The sequence below is a fragment of the Nocardia caishijiensis NBRC 108228 genome (genome assembly GCF_001612825.1).
Lineage (GTDB): Bacteria > Actinomycetota > Actinomycetes > Mycobacteriales > Mycobacteriaceae > Nocardia > Nocardia caishijiensis.
Genome location: NZ_BDBE01000023.1, coordinates 87,909 through 114,784 on the forward strand (window position 1 = coordinate 87,909; position 26,876 = coordinate 114,784).

The 26,876-nt window shown below is 68.3% G+C and carries 24 protein-coding genes; 16 read left to right on the forward strand and 8 right to left on the reverse strand.

Going from position 1 to position 26,876, the window contains the following annotated elements:
- The first annotated feature begins 142 nt into the window (after positions 1-142).
- The 3 genes from NC7_RS06750 to NC7_RS06760 all read left to right on the forward strand — a co-directional run bounded on the left by NC7_RS06750 (position 143) and on the right by NC7_RS06760 (position 6,842).
- Positions 143-1,939 carry an HSP90 family protein gene (locus NC7_RS06750; RefSeq protein ID WP_067980378.1) on the forward strand — a complete coding sequence of 599 codons (1,797 nt, stop codon included), beginning with the start codon at positions 143-145 and terminating at the stop codon, positions 1,937-1,939.
- Positions 1,936-4,710: a hypothetical protein gene (locus tag NC7_RS06755; protein WP_157101865.1), complete on the forward strand. Its 2,775-nt coding sequence runs from the start codon at positions 1,936-1,938 to the stop codon at positions 4,708-4,710. The genes NC7_RS06750 and NC7_RS06755 overlap by 4 nt, the downstream gene beginning before the upstream one ends.
- An 80-nt stretch (positions 4,711-4,790) precedes the next feature.
- The gene (locus NC7_RS06760) at positions 4,791-6,842 is read left to right on the forward strand and encodes a thioredoxin domain-containing protein (protein WP_236573093.1); all 2,052 of its coding nucleotides are present in this window, start codon (positions 4,791-4,793) and stop codon (positions 6,840-6,842) included.
- Between the two features lie 50 nt (positions 6,843-6,892).
- On the opposite strand, the gene NC7_RS06765 is transcribed toward NC7_RS06760, so the two are convergent.
- Both NC7_RS06765 and trhA read right to left on the reverse strand, forming a co-directional pair.
- The gene (locus tag NC7_RS06765; RefSeq protein WP_167352406.1) at positions 6,893-8,455 is read right to left on the reverse strand and encodes an adenylate/guanylate cyclase domain-containing protein; all 1,563 of its coding nucleotides are present in this window, start codon (positions 8,453-8,455) and stop codon (positions 6,893-6,895) included.
- A 38-nt stretch (positions 8,456-8,493) separates the two neighbouring features.
- Positions 8,494-9,168, reverse strand: a complete 675-nt coding sequence (gene trhA, locus NC7_RS06770) for a PAQR family membrane homeostasis protein TrhA (protein WP_067980386.1) — start codon at positions 9,166-9,168, stop codon at positions 8,494-8,496.
- Positions 9,169-9,453: 285 nt separating this feature from the next.
- Here trhA and NC7_RS06775 point away from each other — a divergent pair, with 285 nt between their 5' ends.
- The 3 genes from NC7_RS06775 (at position 9,454) to NC7_RS06785 (ending at position 11,996) form a co-directional block, all read left to right on the forward strand.
- Positions 9,454-10,233 (forward strand): isoprenyl transferase, encoded by a 780-nt coding sequence (locus NC7_RS06775; protein ID WP_067980390.1) that lies wholly within the window; start codon positions 9,454-9,456, stop codon positions 10,231-10,233.
- A gap of 29 nt (positions 10,234-10,262) precedes the next feature.
- Positions 10,263-10,829, forward strand: a complete 567-nt coding sequence (locus NC7_RS06780; RefSeq protein ID WP_067980393.1) for a hypothetical protein — start codon at positions 10,263-10,265, stop codon at positions 10,827-10,829.
- 78 nt (positions 10,830-10,907) lie between these two features.
- Positions 10,908-11,996, forward strand: coding sequence for a hypothetical protein (locus tag NC7_RS06785; protein ID WP_067980397.1), 1,089 nt, complete (start codon positions 10,908-10,910; stop codon positions 11,994-11,996).
- Here NC7_RS06785 and coaA read toward each other — a convergent pair.
- Positions 11,993-12,925 (reverse strand): type I pantothenate kinase, encoded by a 933-nt coding sequence (coaA, locus tag NC7_RS06790; protein WP_067980400.1) that lies wholly within the window; start codon positions 12,923-12,925, stop codon positions 11,993-11,995. The two genes, NC7_RS06785 and coaA, sit on opposite strands and share 4 nt — an antisense overlap.
- Before the next feature lie 198 nt (positions 12,926-13,123).
- Between coaA and NC7_RS06795 the strand changes: the two genes are divergently transcribed.
- Positions 13,124-14,353, forward strand: a complete 1,230-nt coding sequence (locus tag NC7_RS06795) for a hypothetical protein (protein ID WP_067980402.1) — start codon at positions 13,124-13,126, stop codon at positions 14,351-14,353.
- On the opposite strand, the gene NC7_RS30035 is transcribed toward NC7_RS06795, so the two are convergent.
- A complete protein-coding gene (locus tag NC7_RS30035) occupies positions 14,315-14,437 on the reverse strand; it encodes a hypothetical protein (protein WP_255285043.1) in 123 nt (40 codons plus the stop codon). The genes NC7_RS06795 and NC7_RS30035 overlap by 39 nt on opposite strands.
- A gap of 282 nt (positions 14,438-14,719) precedes the next feature.
- On the opposite strand from NC7_RS30035, the gene glyA reads away from it, so the two are divergent.
- The 4 genes from glyA (at position 14,720) to NC7_RS06810 (ending at position 17,898) form a co-directional block, all read left to right on the forward strand.
- Positions 14,720-16,015 (forward strand): serine hydroxymethyltransferase, encoded by a 1,296-nt coding sequence (gene glyA / locus NC7_RS06800; protein WP_067980405.1) that lies wholly within the window; start codon positions 14,720-14,722, stop codon positions 16,013-16,015.
- 58 nt (positions 16,016-16,073) lie between these two features.
- On the forward strand, positions 16,074-16,265 hold the full coding sequence (locus NC7_RS06805; RefSeq protein ID WP_236573092.1) for a PIN domain-containing protein: 192 nt from the start codon (positions 16,074-16,076) through the stop codon (positions 16,263-16,265).
- A gap of 122 nt (positions 16,266-16,387) precedes the next feature.
- Complete coding sequence (locus tag NC7_RS28955; protein ID WP_157101866.1) at positions 16,388-16,603, forward strand: hypothetical protein; 216 nt, start codon at positions 16,388-16,390, stop codon at positions 16,601-16,603.
- Positions 16,600-17,898, forward strand: coding sequence for a hypothetical protein (locus NC7_RS06810; protein ID WP_067980408.1), 1,299 nt, complete (start codon positions 16,600-16,602; stop codon positions 17,896-17,898). Before NC7_RS28955 ends, NC7_RS06810 begins: the two co-directional genes overlap by 4 nt.
- 4 nt (positions 17,899-17,902) lie before the next feature.
- Here the strand turns inward: NC7_RS06810 and NC7_RS06815 are convergent, their stop codons facing one another.
- The gene (locus NC7_RS06815; protein WP_067980411.1) at positions 17,903-18,886 is read right to left on the reverse strand and encodes an LLM class F420-dependent oxidoreductase; all 984 of its coding nucleotides are present in this window, start codon (positions 18,884-18,886) and stop codon (positions 17,903-17,905) included.
- Positions 18,887-19,181: 295 nt separating this feature from the next.
- On the opposite strand from NC7_RS06815, the gene NC7_RS06820 reads away from it, so the two are divergent.
- On the forward strand, positions 19,182-19,595 hold the full coding sequence (locus tag NC7_RS06820) for a limonene-1,2-epoxide hydrolase family protein (RefSeq protein WP_067980413.1): 414 nt from the start codon (positions 19,182-19,184) through the stop codon (positions 19,593-19,595).
- A gap of 1 nt (position 19,596) precedes the next feature.
- On the opposite strand, the gene NC7_RS06825 is transcribed toward NC7_RS06820, so the two are convergent.
- Positions 19,597-19,869, reverse strand: a complete 273-nt coding sequence (locus NC7_RS06825) for a hypothetical protein (protein ID WP_067980467.1) — start codon at positions 19,867-19,869, stop codon at positions 19,597-19,599.
- 293 nt (positions 19,870-20,162) lie between these two features.
- On the opposite strand from NC7_RS06825, the gene phoH2 reads away from it, so the two are divergent.
- From phoH2 to NC7_RS06840, 3 genes are all read left to right on the forward strand, one after another.
- Entirely contained in the window at positions 20,163-21,536 is a 1,374-nt protein-coding gene (gene phoH2 / locus NC7_RS06830) for an RNA 5'-3' helicase PhoH2 (RefSeq protein WP_067980470.1), read from the forward strand.
- Between the two features lie 183 nt (positions 21,537-21,719).
- Positions 21,720-22,340: an LGFP repeat-containing protein gene (locus tag NC7_RS06835; RefSeq protein ID WP_067980474.1), complete on the forward strand. Its 621-nt coding sequence runs from the start codon at positions 21,720-21,722 to the stop codon at positions 22,338-22,340.
- 72 nt (positions 22,341-22,412) lie between these two features.
- A complete protein-coding gene (locus tag NC7_RS06840) occupies positions 22,413-23,267 on the forward strand; it encodes an acyl-ACP desaturase (RefSeq protein WP_067980416.1) in 855 nt (284 codons plus the stop codon).
- A gap of 144 nt (positions 23,268-23,411) precedes the next feature.
- Here the strand turns inward: NC7_RS06840 and NC7_RS06845 are convergent, their stop codons facing one another.
- Both NC7_RS06845 and glpX read right to left on the reverse strand, forming a co-directional pair.
- Entirely contained in the window at positions 23,412-24,821 is a 1,410-nt protein-coding gene (locus NC7_RS06845; protein ID WP_067980419.1) for a class II fumarate hydratase, read from the reverse strand.
- 276 nt (positions 24,822-25,097) lie between these two features.
- Positions 25,098-26,141: a class II fructose-bisphosphatase gene (gene glpX / locus NC7_RS06850; RefSeq protein WP_067980421.1), complete on the reverse strand. Its 1,044-nt coding sequence runs from the start codon at positions 26,139-26,141 to the stop codon at positions 25,098-25,100.
- Positions 26,142-26,269: 128 nt separating this feature from the next.
- On the opposite strand from glpX, the gene NC7_RS06855 reads away from it, so the two are divergent.
- Positions 26,270-26,836, forward strand: a complete 567-nt coding sequence (locus tag NC7_RS06855; protein ID WP_084458072.1) for a DUF4245 domain-containing protein — start codon at positions 26,270-26,272, stop codon at positions 26,834-26,836.
- Positions 26,837-26,876: the final 40 nt, after the last annotated feature.

Here is a 26,876-nt window from a genome sequence, read left to right on the forward strand (position 1 = left end):
GACCCAACAGCCGTTTCGGGGGTGGTGCCGGGATCGACGCGACCGCTGCTCCCAGGTTGCGACGGCGGCCGAGTAGGCAGCGCGACAGCACAACGGCCAGAATGATCGGGTCAGATTCACCGACCTGCCGGGGGGCATGCACATGGAACGGACATTTCAGGTAGATCTGCGTGGCATCGTCGATCTGCTCAGCCACCACCTCTATTCGAGTCCACAGGTCTTCCTGCGGGAGGTGCTGCAGAACGGTGTCGATGCGATCGCGGCTCGGCGGGGACTGCACCCGCACTGGGCGGGCCGGATCGAGATCGAGACGATCGAGCACACCGGCGACGGCACGTTGCGTATCCATGACAACGGCATCGGCCTGACCGAAGACGAGGTGCACACCTTCCTGGCAACCATCGGCAACAGTTCCAAGCGCGATGAACTGGGTTTCACCCGGCAGGAGTTCCTCGGTCAGTTCGGGATCGGACTGCTGTCGTGTTTCCTGGTGTCCGACCACGTCCGCGTACTGACCAGATCCGCGCGTGGGGGACCGACCCTGGAATGGCTCGGCCGATCCTCGGGCCAGTACTCCGTGACCCGTGCGGCGATCGAACGCCCGGAACCCGGTACCACAGTGGTGCTTTCACCACGCCCCGACCACAACCGCTGGTTCGAATACGCGACGGTACTCGAGCTCGCGCGGAAATTCGGTGGGCTGCTGCCTGTTCCGGTGTCGGTCGCGGGCACGCCGGTGACCGTGGGGACGTTGCCGTGGCAGGTACCGTATCGAACCGCCGCCGAGCGAACCTCGGCCATGCACGCCTACGCCGAACAGACCTTCGGCTTCCGCCCACTGGACTGCCTCGACTTGTCCGTGGCCGAAGCCGGGCTGACGGGTGTCGCGTTCATTCTGCCCGTTCCCGCCAATCCTGCTGTGCGCGGCGGACACCGGGTGTACCTGCGACGGATGCTGCTCGGCGACGAGGTGGCCGACCTGCTGCCGGAGTGGGCATTCTTCGCACGCTGCGTGGTCGACACCACCGAGCTGCGCCCGACCGCGAGCCGCGAATCCCTGTACGCCGACGATCTGCTCGTGGCTACCCGCCGAGCCCTCGGCAGCCGCATCCGCGACTGGCTGGTCACCTTGTCGGTGACCGACCCGTCGACATTGCACGCCTTCCTCGCCGTGCACCACCTGGGCGTGAAAGCGCTTGCCCTGCATGATGACGCGATGCTGCGGTTGGTGTTCGACTGGTGGCCGATGGAGACCGGCTGGGGACCGATGACGTTGGCGGAGTTCTGTCGCCGCAGTCCCGTCGTGCGCTATACCACCACCGCCGACGAGTTCCGCGAACTGGCCGCCGTGGCCGCCGCCCAAGGCATCGGCCTGATCAACGGCGGCTACACCTACGACGTGGCGATCATGGACCGCCTGACAACCCTCGACCCCACGCTCGTCGTCCGAAGCCTCGACCCGACCGAACTCGCCACGCGATTCGACGCGGCGCCCGGAAACGATCCGCGCGTGGCGTACATCCTCGGCCACGCGCGGACCACCCTGGCGCCGCTGGACTGCGTGCCGGTCGCCAAATCCTTCGATCCGGCGCAACTGCCCGCGCTGTTTCTCGCCGACCGCGATGTCTACCGATCCAGGGAGCGCAGCGAGACCAAGGCGCGCACCGATGGCCTGTGGGCCGACGTGCTGGCGGCCGTCGAAACGGCGGACCAGCCCGACGGCACACATCAACTGGTGCTCAATCTGCGCAATCCGATCGTGGTCACCATGCTCGACCTGACCGACCCGCACCTGATCGGCCTGGCGATCGAGTCGTTGTTCGCACAAGCGTTGCTGCAGGGTAGGCATCCGCTCGGCGCCACCGAGAGCGCGCTGATGAACCGCTCGTTCAGCGGTCTGCTGCAGTGGGCGATGCGTGGCAAGGACGCGGCCCGATGAGCTACAGCGAAACCGAGCTCCAAACCCGCTATCGCACCATGGATTCCGGCTGGCATCAGGCAGCCTTGGACGAACTGGCGGAGATCATCGCGCACGCCGAAGCCGGGGGCTACCACCGGCTGGCCTTCCGCGCACGACGCGATCTGGCGAACCGGCACTGTGTCTCGGGCCAGTGGGAGAAGGGCTTTCCGCTGTTCGCGCGGTGCCTGGCCGAGTTCGACAGCCGCCCAGCGGATTTCGGTCCACAGGAAGAGTACTCGCTGCGCTCGTGGTATGTGCGCACGGTGACGACCATGGCGGAGTATCCCGAGATCAGCGTCGAACAGATCGCTGGGCTGCACGCCGATATACGCCGCCGGTTCGCCGCGCACGGGCACAGCCTCGTCGGCTTGCACACGGCCGAGCGTTGGCTGGCGTATGTGCGCGGGGATTGGGCTGCCGAGGAGGTGGCCTACCAGCAATGGCACCTGGCTGGTGGACCGCAACCGAACTATATGTGGGACTTCGAAACCGAGATCGAGCGTCTGATTCACCGCGGGGATCGTGTCTCCGTCGACCGCGCCCTCGCACTCGCCGAGCCGGTGCTCGACGGCCGGTTGACCTTCGCCGAGTCGACCGCGCCGATCGAAGCCCACATGCTCCCGTTCTGGGCGACTCGACTCCCCCTCGAACGGGTGGCAGAGGTATTCCAGCGGATGGAGCGCGGGTTCGCCGACGGTGGCCCGTGGCGGTACGAGTATCCGAGCAAGGTCATCGAATTCCTGGCGCTGACGGGCAACGAAGAGGAAGCCTTCGAGCGGTACCGGCGACGGATGTGTCACTTCACCACGCTGAGCCGCCCGTACGGCCGCATGGAATTCGCTACGAGCTGCGCTGTCGCCCTCGGACGACTGGTTCGGCTGGGACGCGGGCCCGAGGCTGTGCCGTGCCGTGGTTGCTCGGGCAAGCATCCGACGAAGACGCTGTCCGAACGGCACACCGAATTGCGGGCGGAGGCCCTGGCACTGGCCGCGACGTTCGACGCGCGCAACGGAACGACCTGGCAGACCGAGCAGGTCACGCGCAGATTGTCGGCCGGACCATTGCTCGAATTCCTGCCGTTGCGCCCCGGCGCGCGACCGGTCATGCACCGTGTCTCACCGATCGGGTGCCCGCCCGACGTTGCTGTACACGCCGCGCGCTGGCTGCTCGACCGAGGACTCGGCATCGCGGCGGGGCAATACCTCAGCCTGGTCGGGGAGCCGACAGACCCGGTTGTCGCTGCGGGAGTCCTCGAACTGAAGGCTCGCCGCGCCGATGACGACACCACGCTGCCTCGGCTGCGCGAAGCCGCGGCGGCGTTCGTGGCAGCGGGCGAACCCGTGCGCGGCGACTTGTGCCTGGTTGCCGCGGCGAATTGGTTGCGGAGCGAAAAGCGTTCGGCCGAGGCACTGGCTGAGCTGTCGGCACCGTTGGAAAGGTTGCGCGCCGACGCGGACCCGGAATCGGTCGGCCACGCCGAGGTGACGGCGGCCGCTCTGCAGTACGTCCTCGAGCGCGATGGCAACGGCTATCCGCTGATCGAGGAAGTCGTTCGCCGCGCGGAGATGATCGGCGACCAACGACTGCTCGGTGAGGCTCGCTATCAATACGCGTGGATGCGACAGGGGCGGGGTGACGACGCGAAGTCGATCGCCGCAGACTACATCGCCTCGGTGTGCGCGCTGGCCGCCGGCGGTGCTGATTTCCGGGCCAGGCAAGTGCTGCATCAGCTGGGCACCTTCTTCAGAAAGACCGAGGACTGGGCCGCCTTGCTCGACAGCCTCGACCGATGCCAGAGCGCGTTGCCACCGCACACAGGACGTCTGGTGATCGCGGGATTGCGGTGGCTGCGCGGTGAAACATTGCACAGTGCTGGGCGCAACGAGGATGCCGTTGTCGAATTGTCCTTTGCCGCACACGAATACGGTGCGATCGATATTCTCAACACTTCGAAACGGACTTACTGGGTGAAGCTTGCCGAAGTGTGCGCCGCACTCGGCGACTGGGAACAAGCCAACCGGCACAGCGAATACGCCTGCGCGTGGGCCGATCGTGCCCGCCGAAACGGTGTGCTCGGCGATGCCGCCAGGATGGTCACCGGGCGCAGCGTCCTGGCCGACTCGCTACGCGAACTCGGCCGTCTCGATCGCGCGGTGAGCGAATATCACACCCTCGTCGACGAGGCACTGGCCGCCGATCGACGCCAGACCGCTCTGTACGCGCACAGCCAGGCGGGCGACCTGCTCCTGCGGCTCAATCGTCCGGCCGCGGCGGCCGCCGATTTCCACGCGGCGGCTGACCTGAGCGCGCAGGTGCCCCAGACGCCGCGCGTGCTGCGAACCCTTCTGATGAAGGAGGTGATAGCCCACGTGCGCGCTGGTGCGGTGGAGGCGGCGGAGACAGCGCTCGAGCAGACACGCGGGATCGAGTCCACCGACTCCGACCATGCCGCGCGCCTCGATCTCGCAACCGCGCACGTGCTGTTCGCGCGGGGCGAAACCACGGCGGCGCTCGAGCATACGGCGCGTGCGCAAGAAACGCTGCAGTCCGCAGGCAATTACTCCACGGCGGGTATAGCGGCCCTGTTCCTGGCTCAGCAACATCTGGCCGCCGCACGCCCAGATCTCGCGGTGACGGTGTTGCGGTCATCGATTCACCGTTTTCCCGAGGACGAGCCCGTGGTCGCCGAGCTGTCCGCATTGCTCGGCAGTCTCGCAGCTCAGCATCACCCGTTGACGAGCAGGCAGTGACACCACGTTCCCGAGGTGGGGGCGAAACCCGCCGCCGAGGGTTGGCGGCGGTGTCTCGGTGGGTGTGGCACGCTGGCAGCGTGAACCGGTTGGGTAGCGCGACTTCACCGTATCTGCGTCAGCACGCCGACAACCCGGTGCATTGGCGGGAGTGGGATGCCGATGCGCTGGCCGAGGCGGCCGCGCGGGATGTGCCGATCCTGCTCTCGGTGGGGTACGCGTCGTGTCACTGGTGCCATGTGATGGCGCACGAGTCGTTCGAGGACGTGGCGACCGCCGAGCAGATGAACGCCGATTTCGTGTGCGTGAAGGTCGACCGGGAGGAACGTCCCGACCTCGACGCGGTGTACATGGCCGCGACCGTCGCCATGACCGGGCAGGGCGGGTGGCCGATGACGTGCTTCCTCACTCCCGACGGCGCCCCGTTCTACTGCGGCACCTACTACCCGAAGCAGCCGCGCGGCGGCATGCCGTCGTTCACCCAGTTGCTCACGGCCATCACCGAGACGTGGCGCAACCGGCGCGACGAGGTGGACAAGGCCGCCGACCAGGTCACCGAGGCCCTGCGCGCGCAGGCGACGGGCCTGCCCGACGGCGAGATCGCCCTCACCGCAGCACTTCTCGACAAAGCGGTGCTCGCCGTCGCCGCCGACGAGGACCGCGAGCACGGCGGATTCGGTGGGGCGCCGAAGTTTCCGCCGTCGGCGATGCTCGAGGGTTTGTTGCGGCACTGGGAACGCACCGGCGACCAGGCCGTGTTCGACGTGGTGGAGCGCGCGGCCGAGGCGATGGCGCGTGGCGGCATCTACGACCAGTTGCGCGGTGGGTTCGCCAGGTACGCGGTGGACGCGAACTGGTTGGTGCCGCACTTCGAGAAGATGCTCTACGACAACGCGTTGCTGCTGCGCGCCTACGCGCACCTGGCCCGGCGTACCCCCGCGACACCGCTGGAATCGTTGCCGCACAGGGTTTCCCGCGAGACCGTCGAGTTCCTGCTCGCCGACCTCGGTACCGCCGAGGGTGGTTTCGCCTCCGCGCTCGACGCCGACACCCAGCTCGAAGCAGGCGGTCCCGGCGTGGAGGGCGCCACCTACGTGTGGACGCCCGCCGAACTGGTCGGTGAACTCGGTCCGCTCGACGGCATGTGGGCCGCCGATGCATTCGGCGTCACCACGGCGGGCAATTTCGAGCAGGGCACCTCGGTGCTCACCCGCCGCAGCGACCCGGTCGACGCCGAACAGTCGGCTCGTTTCGATCGTTTGCGCACCCAGCTGTTCGAGATCCGCGCGCGGCGCCCGCAACCGGCGCGCGACGACAAAGTGGTCACCGCCTGGAACGGGATGGTCATCACCGCGCTCGCGGAAGCCGGTGCGGCGCTGGAGGAACCGTCCTGGGTGGCGGCGGCCGTGCGGTGCGCGCGTTTCCTGCTCGACGTGCATCTCGTCGACGGGCGCCTGCGCCGTGCCTCCCTCGACGGTGTCGTGGGCGCCCCGCCCGCCGTGCTCGAGGACTACGCCTGGCTCACCACCGGCCTGCTCGCTCTCTACCAGGCCACCGGCGAACCCGACTGGCTCGCCGCGGCCCAGGTGATCCTCGACTCGGCGATCGAGCACTTCGCCGACCCCGACCGTCCCGGCAGCTGGTTCGACACCGCCGACGACGCCGAAACCCTGGTGACCCGCCCCCGCGACCCCATCGACGGCGCCACCCCCTCGGGCACCTCCGCCCTCGCCGAGGCCCTGCTCACCTCGGCTGCCGTGGCCGACCCCGACCGCGCCGTCCGCTACCGGGAACTGGCCGATCACACCCTCGCCCGAGGCGCACTCCTGCTCGACCGCGCACCACGCACCGCGGGCCATTGGCTCGCCGTCGCCGAAGCCGCCGTCCGCGGTCCGTTCCAGGTGGCCATCGCCGCAACCGAAAAGACCTCGGCCACAATGGAACTCCTCGCAGCTGCCCGCACGGCCGCACCGGGCGGCTCGATCGTGCTCGCCGCACCCCCGGACGCCGCCCCACTGCTCACCGACCGCCCCCTCGTCGACGGTCACCCCGCCGCCTACGTCTGCCGGGGCTCGATCTGCGACCTCCCCGTCACCGACCCCGCCGACCTGACCCTGGCACTACGCACTTGATTCCCAGGATCGATATTCGGCGTCAGCAGGTCACCGGGTGACGCCGCCGGTCAGCGGGGCGGTGGAACATCGGTCCAGGTGCGGGTGCGGCCGGGGATGCCGCGCAGCCGAATGTCCTTGTGACGCTTCCACTTCGCGCGCTCGGCGGGTGCGGCGGCCTGAACCACCGCGTCGCTGACCAACACCCGGCGCTGTACCTCCTTGGCGACGGTGGTGAGCCGCGCCGCCTCGTTGACGGCGTCGCCGATGACGGTGAACTCGAGGCGGGTGTCGGAGCCGACGTCCCCGGCGAATACCTGACCGCGCGCCACGCCGATGCCGATGTCGAGTTCCCCGGTGGCGACCACCTCGTCGCGGATACGGCGGGCGGCGCGCAGGGCGGGGGTGGCGTTGTCGCGCAGCGCCGAGGGTGCGCCGAAGATGCAGAGGGCGGCGTCGCCCTGGAATTTGTTGACCAGCCCGCCGTTGTCCTCGGTCGCCGCGACCACCGTGGCGAGCAACCGGTTGAGTTTGTGGACGAACTCCACCGGTTCCATCTCGGCCGACAACCGGACCGAGCCGGTGACATCGATGAACAGCGCCGACACCGTGCGCACGTCGCCGGTGAGGTCGGCGCTGCCCGCCAGGGCGCGCTCGGCGACCGTCGAGCCGACGTGCTTGCCGAACATGTCCTCCATGTGCGCCTGTTCGCGCAGGGTGGTGGCCAGTTCGTTGACGGAGTGCTCGAGCCGCCCGATCTCGCTCGCGCTGCCGACGGGCACGCGCACGTCGAGTTCACCACGGGTGATCCGGTCCAGCGCCCGGTACATGGCCCGCATCGGGGTGGCGACCGAGCGCGCGAGCAGCGCGGTGGCGAGCATGCCGACGCCGAGGGCGACGATGGAGAACATCCACGCCGCGCGCACCCGGTCGCTCGCGGGTGTCGTGCGGTCGCTGAGCACGACGATCACGATGATGCCCGGCAGCGCACCGGATACCGCCCAGGTGACGAGCACCCGGACCAACACGGTGGCGCTCGGGTGCACGGTCGGTCCGAGGACGGCGGCGACGATGGGGACGGTCGGGCGGATCAGCCGGTCGAGGATCAGGTAGATCACGCCCGCCGATTCGAGCGCACCGAGGATGAAGCCCGCCCCGATCACGACGGTGTTGTGGTACTCGGTGAATCGGTCGACCAGCCACACGGTGAGGAGGATGCCGGGCAGCCAGATGAGGATGGCGCGCACGGTGATCGCGGCGGGCAGCCGGATCAGTTGTCGCGCTTCCTCGGGTGTCGGTTTGCGGCCCTGGTCGAGCCAGCGCAGGTGTTTTCGGCGGTCGTAGATCGCGAGGCCGATGCCGAGGGCGAAGCCGAAGGCCGGGTAGATGGCGATGAGCCACGCCGCGTCGTGCCAGTCGTCGCCGACCCGGCTGAACACGCCACCGGCCCAGGAGATGAGGAAGATGGCGCCGACCCCGACGAAGTTGGCGGTGATCACCACGAGGGCGAGCCCCCAGTGCGACCGCAGCAGCCACCGGACCAGCCGGTTCACCGCGCACGCCCGTCCACCGCGCCCCGCGACGGGGTCGGTGCGGTGCGAGCCGCGCGAATGATCGACACAACTGTCCAGCATAGAAGGCGCGGGTGGGGACACCACGCAACGCACGCCGCTCAGCCGAGCACGACGAGCCAGATCGCGATGTAGTGGCACAGTGCCGCGACGACGGTCGCCGCGTGGAAGAACTCGTGGTGTCCGAAGTCGGGCCACGGATTCGGCCATTTCGTCGCGTACAGCACCGCCCCCACGCTGTAGATCACGCCACCGATGGCGAGCAGCACCAGCGGGAGCACGCCCACGTTGTGCAGCAGGGTCGGCGCGACCGGCACCACGGCCCAGCCGAGCAGCAGATACAGCGGTACCCCCACCCATCGGGGCGCGGTCGGCCACTGCACTTTGAGGGCCACGCCCGCGAGGGCCCCCGCCCACACCACGATCAGCAGGGTCCGTCCGGTGCTTTCCGGCAGCCCGAGCACCGCGAACGGGGTGTAGCTGCCCGCGATGAACAGAAAGATCATCGAATGATCCATCCGCTTCATCCGGACCCGCGTCCGCACGCTGGCCCACGTCACCCGGTGATACACCGCGCTCACGCCGAACAGCCCGCACACCGCGACTCCGTACACCACGGTCGCCCACCCCGCCGTCGCCGACCGCGCGAACCCGGCCACGGCGAGCACCGTCACCGCGACCACTGCCACCCCGAAGGCCCACGTATGGATCCACCCCCGAAACCGCGGCTTCACCAGCGCAACGGGAACCCCCGAATCGGCCCCAACCGCCTCCACGACCAACCTCCCAGTCAAAACCTACGGAACCGTAGGTTACGCCCCAACGGTACGTGAAACCCCACCCCACCACGCCAGAAGGTGCCGACAGCCACACAAGAAGTTTCCCGAAACCCCACCACACCGACCCCCCGTGCTCCCGACCCCTGATCTCGCAAGAACATGGGTAACTCCCCACCCACCCCGAAACCGCAGTACTTCCTCACCGCCAGCCCGCCGCGCCCCTCGCCCCGTGCTTACGACCGGCAAAAGTCGCGGGGAGGCGGGGGAGCGTAGGGTGCGGGCGTGGAGTTTCTTGGTCGGGTGCGTGGGTTGCCGTACCGCGTCTACGAAGCCAGGCTGTCCAAGCACCTGGCCGACAAGCAGCACCCCCGCCACGTGGCGGTGATGTGTGACGGGAACCGGCGTTGGGCGCGGGAGAACGGGTTCGCCGACGTCAGCCACGGTCATCGGGTCGGGGCGTTGAAGATCGCCGAGCTGGTCGGCTGGTGTGCCGACGAGGGTATCGAGATGGTGACCGTCTACCTGTTGTCGACCGAGAACCTCCGCCGCGATCCCGAGGAACTCGAGACGCTGTTCGAGGTGATCACCGATGTCGTCGAGGAGTTGTCGGCGCCGGAGCAGAACTGGAGTGTGCGGATCGTCGGTTCGCTCGCCGGTTTTCCCGAGTTGATCGCCAAGCGGCTGCGGGTGGCGGCCGAGCGCACCAGCGGGCGCGACGGTGTCCATGTGAATGTGGCGGTGGGGTACGGGGGTAGGCAGGAGATCACCGACGCCGTGCGGTCGCTGGTGCGCCAGGAGATCGCGGCGGGGGAGTCGGGGGAGGATCTGGTGCAGTCGATCACGGTCGACGCCATCGGTCAGCATCTGTACACCTCCGGCCAGCCTGACCCGGATCTGGTGATCAGAACCTCTGGGGAGCAGCGGCTTTCGGGTTTCCTGTTGTGGCAGAGCGCGTATTCGGAGATCTGGTTCACCGAGGCGTACTGGCCGGAGTTCCGCCGGGTCGACTTCCTTCGCGCGCTGCGTGATTACGCGGCGCGGCATCGTCGCTTCGGGGTGTGATGTCGTAGTCCTCGCGTACTGTCGCGTTCGTGGAACCTGATGAGGCGTCTTACATCAGCTATGAGGAGTTCGGTAGGCGTTTTCTCGAGTACGCCGTCTCCGAGCAGCGCATCGCCGAGGCGTTCGGCGAGCTCACCGGTGCCGCTTTCGATTTCGGCCCGATCGGGGTCGGGCCAGGCCGGTTGGCGAAGGTCACCGCGCAGGTGGAGTTGGGTCGGCCGCGCATTCTGCGTTTCGTCGACGCGTTCATCTCCTTCGAACTGACGATCCCGTTGCATGTGGATCTGGTGGTCGATCTCGCTGTCGACAGGTCGCGTTTCCGGGTGGACGGCACCGTGCACCTACATCTGACGGCGCGCACCGCCGACCCGCTGCGGGTGGTCATCGATATCGCCGAGCCGAGGCCGGGTGATGTGCGGGTGAACGTGGCCAGTTCCACCAAGCGCGGTCAGTTGTTGCGTGTGCTGGCCAGTGTGGATCACGAGATCCGTCGGTTCGTCGCCAGGTACATGTCCGAGGAGATCCGCAAACCCGAGATCGCCGCCGTGCGCAACATCGATGTGGCGACCAGGTTGGACGCTGCCTGGAAGTTGTGACGAGTCGCCCCGGTTTCGCGGGTGTGCGGGCTAGGCTGCTGCCCGGAACTGACCCGTCGACACAGGTAGGGGACAGCGGTGGGAGTTGCGCGGACGGCAGGTGCGTGGATCGCGGTGCTCGGCGCGGTCGGTCTGGTCGCCGGGTGTGGGGTGGAGGGCACACCCGCACCGGTCATCACCCCGGCCGACCAGCCCGATCGTTCCGGGGTGTTCGCGTACCGGACCGCGGGCGAGCTGGTGGTCGTTCGTGGTGACGAAACCCTGCGCGCACCGGGCAATTTCGGCTATTCGGCCGCGTCGGTGAACTTCACCCGCGACGGCGCCTTCGCGTTCGCGGTGGAGACGGCGTCCAAGACCCTGGTCGCGCTGAGCGTCGACAACGGCTCGGTGACGCGCACCGAATGCGACTGCACCGACGCGGTCGCCCTGCGCGACGCGGTGGTCGGCTGGTGGCGCGAGCCGGGCCAGATCATGAGCCAGGACCTCGCGGGCACCACACCCGCCGAACCCGAACGCGACCTCGTGCTCCCGGATTCGCCGAGCCCGCTCTCGGGCGGCAGCTGGGACGGTGCCCGCCTGGTCGCGGCCACCGACGAGTACGTGCTGCTGGCCCGGTCGGAGTCGCGGGGGCTGTGGTGGGAGAAGAACCACCTCTACGCCATCGGCTCGGAGGCGATTCTGCCGCTGGGCCGGGTGCCCGGTATCGATTCCCAGCTCTCGGCCGCGGCGGGCCCCGACGGGCACACCTTCGTGCTCGCGGGCGCCACCGCGCGCAGCGCCTCGTGCGGCATCGGTTTCGTCGCGACCATCGACGTACGGAGCAATGCCGTCTCGGATCTGCCCTCGGTCCCCGGTGAGTGCTCCGCGGTGTACAACCCGCGCTGGGGCAGCGACAACACCATCAGCGTGGCGGTGCGCAAATGGGCCGATGTGGCCGGGGCGACCGGCACGGTCGACCGGTTGCGTTCGGGTGCCCAGGGCTGGGCGTCGGTCGCCGAGCAACCGGTGATCGACCTGCTCGCGCGCCCCGAACACACCGTCCTGCGCGTGGTCGGCGGTGAGCCGCTCGCGGCTCGCGACACCCCGCAGGGTGTGCTCGTCGTCGAAAAGGGCGGTGCCAGTTCGGAATTGGCGACCGATGTCGTGTCGCTGGGGTCGCCGATCTAGAGCTTGCGCAGGCGCAGCCGGTTGATGGTGTGGTCGGAGTCCTTGCGCAACACCAGGGTCGCGCGTGGGCGGGTCGGCAGAATGTTGTCGACCAGGTTCGGGCGGTTGGTGGAGTTCCAGATGTCGCGGGCGGCCGCGGTGGCCTGTTCGTCGGTGAAACCCGCGTAGTGGTGGAAGTGCGCGTTCGGGTCGGCGAAGCCGGTCTTGCGCAACGCGAGAAAGCGCTGGACGTACCAGTTCTCGATGTCCTCGATGCGCGCGTCGACGTAGATGGAGAAGTCGAACAGGTCCGAGACCATCAGGCGCGGACCGGTCTGCAGCACGTTGAGACCCTCGACGATGAGGATGTCGGGCTGGTGCACGCAGTGCTTCTCATCGGGCACGATGTCGTAGGAGATGTGCGAATAGACCGGTGCGCACACCTCTTCGGCGCCCGACTTCACCTCGGTGACGAAGCGCAGCAGTTTGCGCCGGTCGTAGCTCTCCGGGAAACCCTTGCGGTGCATGATGCCGCGGCGGGTGAGTTCGGCTGTGGGATAGAGGAATCCGTCGGTGGTCACCAGGTCGACGCGCGGGTGGTGATCCCAGCGCGACAGCAGCGCCTGCAGCACGCGCGCGGTGGTCGACTTACCGACCGCCACGCTGCCCGCGACGCCGATCACGAACGGCACCTGCTTGTCCGGGTGTTTCTCGCCGAGGAAGGTCGCGGTGGCGGCGAACAGGCGCTGACGTGCGGCGACCTGCAGGTGGATCAGTCGGGCGAGCGGCAGGTACACCTCGGCGACTTCCTCGAGGTCGATCTGCTCGCCGAGGCCACGTAGTCCGGTCAGTTCCTCCTCGGTCAAGACCAGGGGAGTCGACTTGCGCAGGGTGCGCCACTGCTTCCGGTCGAACTCCACATACGGGCTCGGCTCGCTCATCCGTGCCACTTACCCGACGCTCCGTTCGGGCAAACACGCACAGCTGGGCTGCCCGTTCGGTGAGATCCGGGATAACTCTGACCGCATGCGGCGATTGTGCTCCGTGCCGGTCGTCCGTGCGCAACGGGGGGTTTGGCTACCCGTCGGTAACTAGTAACAACCGCGAGGTAGGGCCCGCTTTTCGAATTCACCACGTAAGGTCGGCGCATGGGGTCTCATCCGTTCGTCACCGAATACCTGCGGCTCGGGCTGGCTTTCGATCGGCTCGAATCCGGCTTCGTCGACGCCTACACCGGCGATCCGGCGCTGCGCCGCGAGGTCGAGAATGCCGCCGCGCCCGAACCTGCCGATCTGGTCCGCCGCGCGATCGATCTGCGTGCGGCGTTGCCCGACGCCGGGCTCGGACCCCAGCGAACCGAGTTCCTCGACGCCCACCTGATCGCGATGGAATGCTCCGCGCGCAAGTTCGCGGGTGAGGAGATCGGCTTCGTAGACGAGGTCCGCGCCTACTTCGACGTCGACATCGCCCCGGGCGACCCCGACGACTATCGCGAAGCGCACCGGCTGATGGACGAGGTCCTCGGGGGTGACGGACCGCTGGCCGAGCGTGTCGCCGCCCACCGGCGCGGGGACGAGATCCCGCCCGAGCGGCTGCCCGAATGCGTGGAGGCGTTCTCCAGCGCCCTGCGCGAGCGGGTGCGCGCCCGCTACCCGCTGCCCGACCACGAGCACGTCAGCTATGAGGTGGTCGGCGACAAACCGTGGTCGGGTTTCAACTACTACCTGGGCAACTACCGCTCAACGGTGGCGATCAACTCCGACCTCAAACAGCACATGGCGCATCTGCCCGCGCTCATCGCGCACGAATCCTACCCGGGTCATCACACCGAGCACTGCCGCAAGGAGGCCGGGCTGGTCGCGGCGGGTGAGGACGAGCAGACACTGTTTCTCGTCAACACCCCGCAGTGCCTGATGGCCGAGGGTCTGGCCGATCTGGCGTTGCAGTCGATCGTCGGGCCGGGCTGGGGCGCGTGGGCGCAGGAGATCTACGCCGACCTCGGGCTGCGCTTCGATGGTGAACGGGCCGAACGGCTCTCGGCCGCGTCGGCGAAACTGCTGAGTGTGCGCCAGGACGCGGCGCTGCTGCTGCACGACAAGCACCGAGGTCACGACGAGGTGGCGCAGTTCCTGCAGCGCTGGAGTCTGGCGACACCGGAACGGGCCAGGCAGTCCTTGCGGTTCCTGTCCTCGCCGCTGTGGCGCGCCTACATCAGCACCTATGTGGAGGGTTACCGCCTGCTCGGCGGCTGGCTCGACGGTGCCGTCGACGCGCAGGACCGCGTCCAACGGTTCGGGCGCCTGCTGGACGAACCGCTCACGCCGGGGGCGATCCGACGGCTACTGGATGACGGCGCAACCGCCCGGGTTGGTCAGTGAGCAGATGAGGTAACCCAGGTACAGCACCAGCGCCTCGATCGGATTCGACGGGGCGACGGCCGGGGTGACGGGCAGGGGATGCATAACTGATCCTCTCAGGTGTAGATCACGCAGGTCGTGCCGCCGGTCAGCGTGCAGACCAACTGACGAACCGCGAGCAGCAGCGCCTCGATCGGGCCTACGGGTGCGAAGTTCATACCTGTGTCATCGGTCACCCGAACCGGGTGCGTTACGGCGGAAAAGCCTGTTCGACGGCTATCGAACCTGGTCAGCGCGGTGTGAGCCGGGTCTCCCGGGTGGCGGGCGCGGCGCAGTCGCGCTATCCCCGTGCCGGGACGCCCGCGCCCGGGCCATAGACTGAGGGTCGTGACGCAGACGACCGCTTCGGTGAATACCCAGTCTCTCGGTGAGCTCGATCCCGAGTTGGCCGCCGCGATGGCGGGCGAGCTCGCCCGCGAACGCGACACCCTCGAGATGATCGCTTCGGAGAACTTCGTGCCGCGCGCGGTCCTGCAGGCGCAGGGCTCCGTGCTCACCAACAAGTACGCCGAGGGCTACCCAGGCCGCCGCTACTACGGTGGCTGCGAGGCCGTCGACGTGGTGGAGACCCTGGCCCGCGATCGCGCCAAGGAACTGTTCGGCGCCGAGTTCGCCAACGTGCAGCCCCACTCGGGCGCGCAGGCCAACGCCGCGGTGCTGATGGCGTTGATGAACCCGGGCGAGACCCTGCTCGGCCTCGACCTGGCCCACGGCGGTCACCTCACCCACGGCATGCGCCTGAACTTCTCGGGCAAGCTCTACGACGTCCACTCCTACGGTGTGTCCAAGGAAGACCACCGCATCGACATGGACGAGGTCCGCGATATCGCCAAGGCCGCCAAGCCGAAGGTGATCGTGGCCGGTTGGTCGGCTTACCCGCGGCACCAGGACTTCGCGAAATTCCGCGAGATCGCCGACGAGGTCGGCGCCTACCTGTGGGTCGACATGGCGCACTTCGCCGGTCTGGTCGCCGCCGGTCTGCACCCCTCGCCGGTGCCGTACGCCGACGTGGTGTCCTCCACCGTGCACAAGACTCTCGGCGGCCCCCGCTCCGGCCTGATCCTGGCCAAGCAGGAGTTCGCCAAGAAGCTGAACTCGGCGGTGTTCCCCGGTCAGCAGGGCGGCCCGCTCATGCACGTGATCGCCGCCAAGGCCGCCGCCTTCAAGATCGCCGCGACCGAGGAGTTCAAGGACCGTCAGGTGCGCACCCTGTCGGGTTCGCGCATCCTCGCCGAGCGCCTGACCGGTGCCGACGTGGCGGGCAAGGGCGTGTCCGTCCTCACCGGCGGCACCGACGTGCACCTGGTGCTGGTGGACCTGCGTAACTCCGAGCTCGACGGTCAGCAGGCCGAGGACCTCCTGCACGAGGTCGGCATCACCGTCAACCGCAACGCGGTCCCCTTCGACCCGCGCCCCCCGATGGTCACCTCCGGCCTGCGTATCGGCACCGCCGCCCTGGCCACCCGTGGCTTCGGCGACACCGAGTTCACCGAGGTCGCCGACATCATCGCCGCCGCCCTCGCGGGCACCTCGGACACCGAGACCCTGCGCGCCCGCGTCGCCAAACTGGCCCAGAGCGTCCCCCTCTACCAGGGCCTCGAAGACTGGCGCCTCCTCGGCTGACCCGCTTCTCCCGCAACAGCCCCGTCGTCCTGACGGGGCTGTTCGCATTTCACAGAGTTTGCCTTCGGAAAGTTACCGCGTCCAAGGCCGGTACCTCGCCCTGCGCCTGGACTTGACCGACGCGACCAACGTTGCCCTCGGCGAACGGTACGAGACCGCCGACATCCTGACCCTCGATCGGCGTGACTTCCGGGCGATCCAACCGCTGACCGGCCACCCGGCATTCCGGATACTCCCCGACGACTTGTAGTAGGGGCGCGGCGGGCTCGGGCAGTGTGATCGGACGAAGCGGTGATGGGTTTCGTTGTCATGAGCACCAAAAAAGTTCCGAACGGTACTCAATCGGGGGCGGATGGGGCATGGTCGATTCGTATGGACCATCGAGGCGAGCTGGCACGCGAGGTAGGTGGGATGGTCCCCGCCTTCGATCTGCTCACCGATGCGGAGGCGGCGGAGTTGCTGCGGTTGTTCCGTGGGGCGCGGGAGAACGAGCATCGGGCGTTGCATCGGGCTATCGATGCCGCGTTGTCCGCGATGCCCGCGCCGCTGCGGGGAGCCTCGCGCCGGATCATCTTCGGTGAGCGATGATCGAAACCGAGCTCGAGGCGCAGACCCAGTTGGTGGTGCTGGCCCGCACCCTGCAGGTTTCGCCGCAGCATCTGGCGCCGCTGACCAGGCTCGGGGCGGCGCATCTCGCGGCGATTCAGCAGCAGATGTTGCGCGCGTTGCACGCCGAGCACGCGGAGACCTTCCGACGGGTCACGCCGGTGGTGCCGATCTTCCCGGTCGCGCTCGGGGTTGGCCTGTTCGAACGGGTGGTGCCGCCGGTACTCGCGGCCAGGTTCCTCGGGGCGGTCGGCATCCACTATCCCGAGAAGTGCGCGCAGGCGCTGTGCATGGTCGACGCGGTGTACGCGGCCGACGGCGCCCCGTTTCTCGACCCGAACGTCTTCGAGCAGTTGATGCGGTACGGCAGGCCGGAGCCGATCACCCTCATCATCAACGAATTGCTGCGTCGCCGCGACTATGTGACGGCCGCACGGTTCCTCTCCGTGGTGAACGAACCACTGATCGCGGCACTGGAGCAGACCGTCCTCGACGACGCGGGCCTGATCTACACCGCCGCCTACGCCTACCCCGCGCACACACTGAGCCGGATCGTGCGCCAACTGCTCGACGGCCCGCGCCGACGGGTTCCCGGCATGTTGCAGACGGTGCTGGCCGGTCCGCCCGACCTGCACCACGCGATGCTCGCCTTGTTCTGCAAGGTCGATCCCGAGGTGACGGCCACGATCGGCGACATCTTCTTCGGACGCGGCGCCGCCCACGAGATCGGCCGCTTCCTGCTCACCGCGGTCGACCGCCGCGCTTCGATCGCGTTGCTCACGGTGATCGGGCGGCTCAATCCCGTTGCCCTGTGGGCCTTGTCGACCAACCCGCAACTGGCCGACCCCGGCGTGCTGACCCGGCTGGTTCGCGCCCTCGACGGCCGCACCGAACCCGAGCCGTGGCGCGGCCTGTTCGCGCTGTCGGCCCGGCTCAGCGAACCCGCCCGCCGCCGGATCGCCGCCACCCTCGCCGAACTCAGCCCCGCCTCGATCGCGGCACTGCCCGCCCACGCCACCGACGCCACCTACTGGCCCGCGCTGCTGCAACTGCTGGCCGAGTCGGAACCCGCCGCCCAGGCCAGGGTGGCCGACGCGTGGTCCCGCCTGCCACCGGAATGGCAGGCGGGCATCGACCGCCACATCCGCACGAACCGCTACGACACCCGCCTCGGCGTGATCACAGACGCGTTGACCGCGTCGAGCCCCGAGGAAGTCTTCTTCCGTCGTCGTCAGCAGATCCGTCAGCGCGGCGAAGGCGAATTCGCCGCCTGGTGAGGCATCACTTCACCAGGGGAAGCAGGGCGCGCCCGACGGCCTCGACCACGCCCGGTTCGTGGCCGTTGGCGACCATGTTCACGATCACACCGTCGATGCCCTGATCGAGCACCCGGTCCTTGATCTGGGCGGCGACGTCGTCGGGGGTGCCGACGAACTGACGGTCGACGACGCTCTCGCGGCGTTCCGCCTCGCTGAGCGCCGCCACGTCGATGCCGACCTGCGCCATCATGTCGGACTGGATCTTGCGGGCCCGGTCGCCGTCCTCGTCGGCGATGACGAAGGCGAGGAAGCTGGTCTCGAGGGTGGCGGGATCGCGGTCGGCTTCTTCGCAACGCTGGTGCAGGACGGCCACTTTGCGCGGCAGCTCGGAAGCGTTGCAGATGATGTTGAGGTGGTCGGCGAAACGCGCGGCCAGGGCGAAGGTCTTCTTCTCTCCGGCACCGCCGAGCAGGATCGGCAGGTCGTCGCGCACGCGCGGCTCGTTGATCGCGCTCTCGGTGCGATACCAGGTGCCGTCGAAGGTCGGTCGCTGTCCGCGCAGCATCGGTGTGATGATCTGCAGGGCTTCCTCGAGACGTTCGAATCGTTCGGTGAAGGTGCCGAATTCGAAGCCGTACTGCTGATGCTCGAGCTCGAACCAGCCCGCGCCGATCCCGAGTGCGGCGCGTCCACCGCTGACCACATCGAGGGTGGTCACCGTCTTGGCGAGCAGCGCCGGGTTGCGGTAGGTGTTGCCGGTCACCAAGGCGGACAGCTGGATTCGGTCCGTCGCCAAGGCCAGCGCCGAGAGCGCGGAGTACGCCTCGAGCATCGGCGCGTCGGGCGGGCCGATCAACGGCAGCTGGTAGAAGTGGTCCATCACGAAGGCGGCGTCGAATCCGGCCGCTTCCGCCTCCCTTGCCTGCGCGACGACCGTCGGGAACAACTCGCGGATCGAGGAGGTGTTGCTGAAATTGGGCATCTGGTAACCGAGACGAATGCTCATGCGACCGAGCCTATGACCTGGAGTGCACTCCAGGTCAAGCCCTGTGCGTGGTCGTGCTCGCGCTCGGGGCCCAAGGCCGAACTTCGCACCCGACAGTAGATTCCGTCCGCGCCGAATACGAGCACGAAGGCTCGGGCCGCGGCGTGCTCGAACTCGACGTGCACGCCGGACGGCGTCCCGCGCAGTGCGGTGACGGTGCAGCCGTAACGATGCGGCCGGTATCGACGGCATCGCCGCCCTGATCGATCGTCGCGCCGCTCTGGCCCACGAGCCGCCGAAGTCCTAGGCTCACACCATGACCGAGGAACTTCCCGAACCCGCCGTCACCGTGGTGCGCGAATTCTTCGCCGCGCTCGAGCTCGACGCGGTCGACGAGGCGCTGGAACTCCTCGATCCGGAGATCGTCTGGAAGAACACCTCGCTGCCGACGATCCGGGGCAAGAAGCGGGTCGCCACGGTGTTGCGCGGACTGGACCGCCCGGCGCTCGGGTTCTGGGCCGAGATGCACCACATCGCCGCCGACGGCGACATCGTGCTCACCGACCGCACCGACTACCTGCGGTTCGGTCCGGTGCGCATCGGGTTCTGGGTCACCGGCACCTTCGCGATCCGGGCGGGCCGGATCGTGTTGTGGGACGACCACTTCAGCAAGGGCAATGTGTTGCGCGGCACGGTCGTCGGGGTCGCGAAGGCGATCGCCCGCCGCTGACCTACCGGTGCTCGCGGAGATAATCCAGGTAGGTCGGACGCAGGACTTCGGCGATTTTTCCGTCACCGGCGTGGATGTAGTCGTCGAGCATCGGCAGCACGTACTTGATGTCGGCCTCGCTCTCGCCCACATCGCCCGCTTCGGCCTGAGCCGCGGGAATCGCCTTCAACAGGTCCCACAGGAACTTCACATCGCCGCGCCGCACGGCCGTCTTCACCGCGCGATCGTGCAGTTCCTTCGACGACAGCTTCTCCAGATCCTGGTCATCGGCCATGCCACGACTGTAGCGCTCGACGCGCCGAACGGCGGCGACCATGCTGGTTAACCTCGAATTCACGGACACGTGGGCCGGACCGGCAGCGCCGTCGCGGGTTCGGCGGTAGCGTCGAAGATGCGGATCGCGTCGGTGTGATTCGTACGGGAGGTCCTGACCGTGACTGAGCTACTCAGTGCGAGAGGGCCGGCACCCGGCCCTAGTGGTGGTTGACAGCGTCACCACCTACCAGGACGGACCGGTCCAGCGAGATCGTTCGCGCGGGTGCCGTGCGAACACATAAGGAGCCCACCGTGACTGCTGCACGCTCCGTTTCCGCTCACGCGATGCACACGGCCTCGGCCTCGAAGAAGGGTGTTCGCCCCACGCGTTCCGGTCTGAAGACTTTCGTCGTAGACACCTCTGTCCTGCTGTCGGACCCCTGGGCGGTCACCCGTTTCGGTGAACACCGCGTGGTCCTCCCGCTGGTCGTCATCAGCGAACTGGAGGCCAAACGGCACCACCACGAGCTCGGTTGGTTCGCCAGGGAGGCGCTGCGCATGCTCGACGACCTGCGCATGCAGCACGGCAGGCTCGACCAGCCGCTGCCCATCGGCACCGACGGGGGCACCCTGCAGGTGGAGCTCAACCACACCGATGCCTCGGTGCTCCCCGCCGGATTCCGTTCCGACACCAACGATTCCCGCATCCTCGCCTGCGCGCTGAACTTCGCCGCCGAGGGTGAGGACGTGGTGCTGGTGTCCAAGGACATCCCGCTGCGGGTGAAGGCCAGCGCGGTCGGGTTGTCGGCCGACGAATACCACGCCCAGGACGTGGTGACCTCCGGGTGGAGCGGCATGGTCGAACTCGATGTCGCGGGCTCCCAGATCGACCAGCTCTACAGCGAGTCGGTGATCGACCTCGACGAGGCGCGGGAACTGCCCTGCCACACCGGCATCCGGCTGCTCGGCAGCAGCTCCAGCGCGCTCGGAAGGGTCACCGCCGACAAGCGGGTGCAGCTGGTACGCGAACGCGAGGCGTTCGGGTTGCACGGGCGTTCGGCCGAACAGCGCATCGCGCTCGACCTGCTGCTCGACGAGAGCATCGGCATCGTGTCGATGGGCGGCCGGGCGGGCACGGGTAAGTCGGCGCTCGCGCTGACCGCCGGGCTCGAGGCGGTGCTCGAGCGGCGCACCCAGCGCAAGGTGGTGGTGTTCCGTCCGCTGTACGCGGTGGGTGGGCAGGAACTCGGCTACCTGCCGGGCTCGGAGAGCGAGAAGATGGGCCCCTGGGCCCAGGCCGTCTTCGACACGCTCGACGGGCTGGCCAGCCGCGAGGTGATGGACGAGGTGCTCAGCCGCGACATGCTCGAGGTGCTGCCGTTGACCCACATCCGTGGCCGGTCGCTGCACGATTCGTTCGTGATCGTCGACGAGGCGCAATCGCTGGAACGCAATGTGCTGCTCACCGTGTTGAGCAGGCTCGGCACCGGATCGCGGGTGGTGCTCACCCACGACGTGGCCCAGCGCGACAATCTGCGTGTCGGCAGGCACGACGGGGTGGCTGCGGTGATCGAAAAGCTCAAGGGGCACCCGCTTTTCGCGCACATCACGCTGACCCGCAGTGAGCGCTCGCCGATCGCGGCGCTCGTCACCGAAATGCTCGAGGAGTACGGCCCGAACGCGTAATCGGGCAATCGGGCCGCGTCACCGGCCCGAATCCGTTTGATATCGGCGAACTGTGGGTATTATCCGCGGCGACACCTTTCCAGCAACGGCTCGGCGAACACTGTTCTGCCGGGCCGTTGCGGATGTCGGCCAGGCTCCATATCCGGGGCGCGCCCCCGGGGGGCCACTCGCGAGAGGATGGATATGAACCACTTCGCTCGACGTACCGCCGCCGGAGGCGCCGCCTTGGTCGCCGCGACCGGACTTCTGCTCGCCGCGGGTTGCGGTGACGACGACAGCAACGACAAGGTCGACTCGGCCATCTCCAGCGTGATCACCACCCTGCCCGGCGGGGCGGGCTCGGAGACGACCACCGACCACGCCGACCACACCGACGGGTCGGCGACGGCGACCACCGGGGCAGGGGAGGGCACCGGAAGCGCCACCGCGACCGCCGCCGGTGAGTCGACCACCATCTCCACCCCCAACGGTGACATCACGGTCTCCGGCGAGGTGTACAAGAAGTACGTCGCCACCGGTGGTGCCTCGAGCCCGCTCGGCGCGCCGGAGGAAGCCCAGGAGTCGGGCCCCAACGGTGGCCAGTACCAGGACTTCGAGGGCGGAACCATCTACTGGAGCTCCGACAGCGGCGCCCACATCGTGTGGGGCGACATCCGCGAGGCCTGGGAGGAGAACGGCGGCGCCAACGGCACCCTCGGCTACCCGACCAGCGACGAGAAGGACATCCCCGGCGGCAAGCAGAGCGACTTCACCGGCGGAACCATCACCTGGGTCGGTGGCCAGACCACCGTCACCCCGAAGTAATCGCGCCGCGGCGTGGGGACCGGATCACCGCGTAGGTTCCCGCGCCCGACGGCGAAGTACTAGGTTGGCTGCGTGCAGAAAACTTTGACCGACCGCGAACTGCTGGACGCGCTCGCCGATGTGGTGGAAACCAACCTGACCCGGCACATCGAGGCGGCCGAGGGCTGGCAACCGCACGACCTCGTGCCGTGGTCGGACGGACGCAACTTCGCCTTCCTCGGCGGTACCGACTGGGCGCCGGACCAGTCCGATCTCAGCGAGACCGCCAAACTGGCGCTCACGGTGAGCGTGCTCGTCGCCGACAACCTGCCCTCCTATCACCGGGAACTGGGCAAGCACCTGCGCACCGGTCCGTGGTGGCGGTGGGTCGGCCGGTGGACGGCCGAGGAGAACCGCCACGAGATCATGCTCCGCAACTACCTGATGCTCACCCGCGCGGTCGACCCCGTCGCGCTGGAGCGGGCGCGGATGGCGCACATGACCGCCGGTTTCAACCGGCCGCCGCTGCACCTCATCGATGTCCTCGCCACCTGCGCCTTCGAAGAGGCCGCCGCCGCGATCCGGCACCGCAACACCGCCGCACTGGGTGAGAACCCTATCGTCACCGCGATGGCCGAGAAGCTGGCCGTGGACGACGAACTGCAGGCCGAGTTCTTCGCCGTCCTCGTCGCCGCCGCCCTCGATCTGGTCCCCGACCAGGCCGTGCGCGCGATCGCCGACCAGGTCGCCGCGTTCCGCGTGCCGCAGGTGGACCTGCCCGGCGGCGGTTCCAGCGACGAGGCGCTGGCCGCAGCGGGCATCTACGACCCCGCCAAGGAAGGTGAGCTGGTGTTCGGGCCGCTGCTGCGGCGCTGGAACATCTTCACCCGCACCGACCTCGGCGAAGAAGGCGAAAAAGCCCGCGCGGAACTCGCGCTGTATCAATAGCGGCTGGCGCCGCGTGTTCGCGGCCCCGAAGGGCCGCCGGTCAGGCACCGCGGCTTGCTCCTTCGTCGCCTACGCCGCGGCACCTGACCGGCGACCCGGCCGCGAACGCCCCTCCTCGAGGTCGGGGGTGCGTGGCCGGGTTTGTTAGTTTCCGCGACGGTCGACGTTGGTCATGGCGAGTACGTCGAGCTTCTGGTCGAGTTCCTCGACGCTGAGCTTGTCCGGGGTGAGGCCGCGGTCGATGACGGTCTGGCGGATCGTCTTCTTCTCGCGCAGCGCCTGTTTGGCGACCGCGGCCGCCTCCTCGTAGCCGATGGCCGAGTTCAGCGGGGTGACGATCGACGGCGACGACTCGGCGAGGGTGCGCAGATGCTCTTCGTTGGCGACCAGTCCGGTGACGCACTTGTCGGCGAACAGGCGGGACACGTTGGCGAGCAGGCGAATCGACTCGAGCAGGTTGCGCGCCATCACCGGAATGTAGACATTGAGCTCGAACGCCCCGCTGGCGCCACCGAAGGCGATGGCCGCGTCGTTGCCGACCACCTGCACCGCCACCTGCGTCACCGCTTCGGGCAGAACCGGATTCACCTTGCCCGGCATGATCGAACTGCCGGGCTGCAGGTCGGGCAGCTGGAGTTCACCGAGGCCCGTGAGTGGGCCCGAACCCATCCAGCGGATGTCGTTGGCGATCTTGGTGAGGCTCACGGCGATGGTGCGCAAGGCGCCGGAGGCCTCGACGAGTCCGTCGCGGGCGGCCTGAGCCTCGAAATGATCGCGCGCCTCGCGCAGGGCGTCGATCTCGGTGGCGCGCACCAGTTCCGCGACGACCTTCGCGCCGAAACCGGCGGGCGCGTTCAGGCCCGTTCCGACCGCGGTGCCGCCGATCGGCAGCTCACCCAGGCGCGGCAGGGTGGCCATGACGCGTTCGATGCCCGCCTGGATCTGGCGGGTGTACCCACCGAATTCCTGGCCGAGGGTCACCGGCACCGCGTCCATCAGATGGGTGCGTCCCGACTTCACCACCGAGTGCCACTGCTGCGACTTGTCCAGCAGGGCCAGGCGCAGATGTTCCAGTGCGGGAACGAGTTCCGCGATCACGGCCTCGGTCGCCGCCAGATGGGTGGCGGTGGGGAAGGTGTCGTTGGACGACTGCGACATGTTCACGTCGTCGTTGGGATGCACGGTGACGCCGTTACGCGCGGCGATCGAGGCGATCACCTCGTTGGCGTTCATGTTGGAGCTCGTGCCCGAACCGGTCTGGAACACGTCGATCGGGAACTGGTCATCGTGGCGACCGTCGGCGATCTCGTTCGCGGCCGCCACGATCGCCTCGGCCTTGACCGGATCGAGCAACCCGAGGTCCTTGTTCACCTGGGCGCACGCGGCTTTCAGCAGCCCGAGCGCCCGAATCTGCGCCCGCTCGAGCCCACGCCCACTGATCGGGAAGTTCTCCACCGCCCGCTGCGTCTGCGCCCGCCACAGGGCGTCGACGGGGACACGGACCTCCCCCATGGTGTCGTGCTCGATGCGGTACTGCGCGTCGTCGTCAGCCATACCTCGACCCTAGGACGAGAACCCGCTGAATGGGGCGGCCACGCCCGCGCGATATCCCACACCGTCCAGCGGAATATCGAGACTGACCCGCAGTCCACCATCACCGCACTCCCAGCCACCACATCCCGACCTCGAGGAGGGATCGCCGACGAAGTCGGCGGTTGGCGGCCGTCCCGACGATCAGGCACCGTTGCGTAGGCGACGAAGGAGCAAGCAACGGTGCCTGATCGTCGGGACCTCAGTGGCCGCCAACTCGAGCGCGCCAGCGCTCCAAAATTACGGCAGTGGCGGGTTTGCGCTGTCGTCGCCGTCGAAGTCGACCGAGGAGTATTCGCGCAGCTTGGTGAGGCGGTGGTAGGCGTCGATCATGCGGACCGTGCCGGACTTCGAGCGCATCACGATCGACTGGGTCGACGCGCCGCCACCGAAGTAGCGCACGCCGCGCAGCAGGTCACCGTCGGTGACGCCGGTGGCGCAGAAGAAGACGTTCTCGCCGGAGACCAGGTCGGTGGTCGAAAGCACACGGTCCAGGTCGTGGCCCGCGTCGATCGCCTTCTGGCGTTCCTCGTCGTCCTTGGGGGCGAGCATGCCCTGCAGCTCGCCGCCGAGACAGCGCAGCGCGGCGGCGGCGATGATGCCCTCGGGGGTGCCGCCGATGCCGACCAGGATGTCGACGCCGGACTCGGGACGCGCGGCGGCGATGGCACCGGCGACGTCACCGTCGGAGATCAGGCGGATGCGCGCGCCCGCCTCGCGGGTCTGCTGGATGATGTCGGCGTGGCGGGGGCGGTCCAGGATGCACACGGTCAGGTCGGAGACCGAGGACTGCTTGGCCTTGGCGACGCGGCGGATGTTCTCGCCGATCGGGGCGGTGATGTCGATCGAACCGGCGGCATCGGGGCCGACGGCGATCTTGTGCATGTAGAACACGGCCGACGGGTCGAACATGGCGCCGCGCTCGGCGACCGCGAGCACCGAGATGGCGCCGGGCGAGCCCTTCGACATCAGGGTGGTTCCGTCGATCGGGTCGACCGCGAAGTCCACCTCGGGGCCGGTGCCGTCGCCGACCGCTTCGCCGTTGTAGAGCATCGGCGCTTCGTCCTTCTCGCCCTCACCGATCACGACGATGCCCTTCATGGACACCGAGCTGACCAGCTGACGCATGGCGTCGACGGCCGCACCGTCGCCGCCTTCCTTGTCTCCGCGGCCGACCCAGCGGCCCGCGGCCATCGCTCCTGCCTCGGTGACACGTACCAGCTCGAGGGCGAGGTTCCGGTCGGGTGCCTCGCGGCGGCTGGGGGCGGGCGAAGATGCCGTCATTGCGGAGTGCCTCCTTGGCGTTGGTGATACGGGGGCAATTGTCGCATTCCGAACCGGCACGGTCGTGCACGACCTCCCGGCGCGACCCCTGAGCGGCCAGGTCAGGGGCCGAGTGGATACTGGTAGTCGTGGCCCAGACCAAGCACCGCATCTTCAACGACTACCGCGATCTGTTCTGGTCGCTGATTCCGTTGGTGCTGATCGCGGTCGTGCTCGCGGGTGCGGCCAGCCAGTGCACGGTGGCGACCAACGGCCCGACCCAGGGCCAGATCCCCTTCTTCGACGCCACCGCCGCGCTGCGTTCGGACGCGAAATCGATGCCGTTCCCGATCCGTCAACCGGCATTGCCGGAGGACTGGGTGTCGAACTCCGGCAGTCGCGAGAACATCAGCATCGCCGGGGGCGGGCCGGTGAGCACGGTCGGCTACATCACCCCGCAGGGCACCTACATGCGGTATTCGCAGAGCAACGCCACCGAGGAGGCGCTGTCGCGGCACGTGCTCGGTTCGCGCTATCCCACCGGAACACAGGACATCGCCGGGCAGAAGTGGGTCGTCTACACCGAACCCACCGAGGAATCGGCCTGGATCGCCGACCTGGGCGCGGTCCGCGTCCTGATCACCGGCGCGGGCAACGAAGCCGCCTTCACCACGCTGGCCCAGGCCGTCACCAACGCCCAGCCGCTGGCGAAGTAGCCGGGTCGGCTGTCGGCCGGTTCGGTCGGGGGCGGGCCGA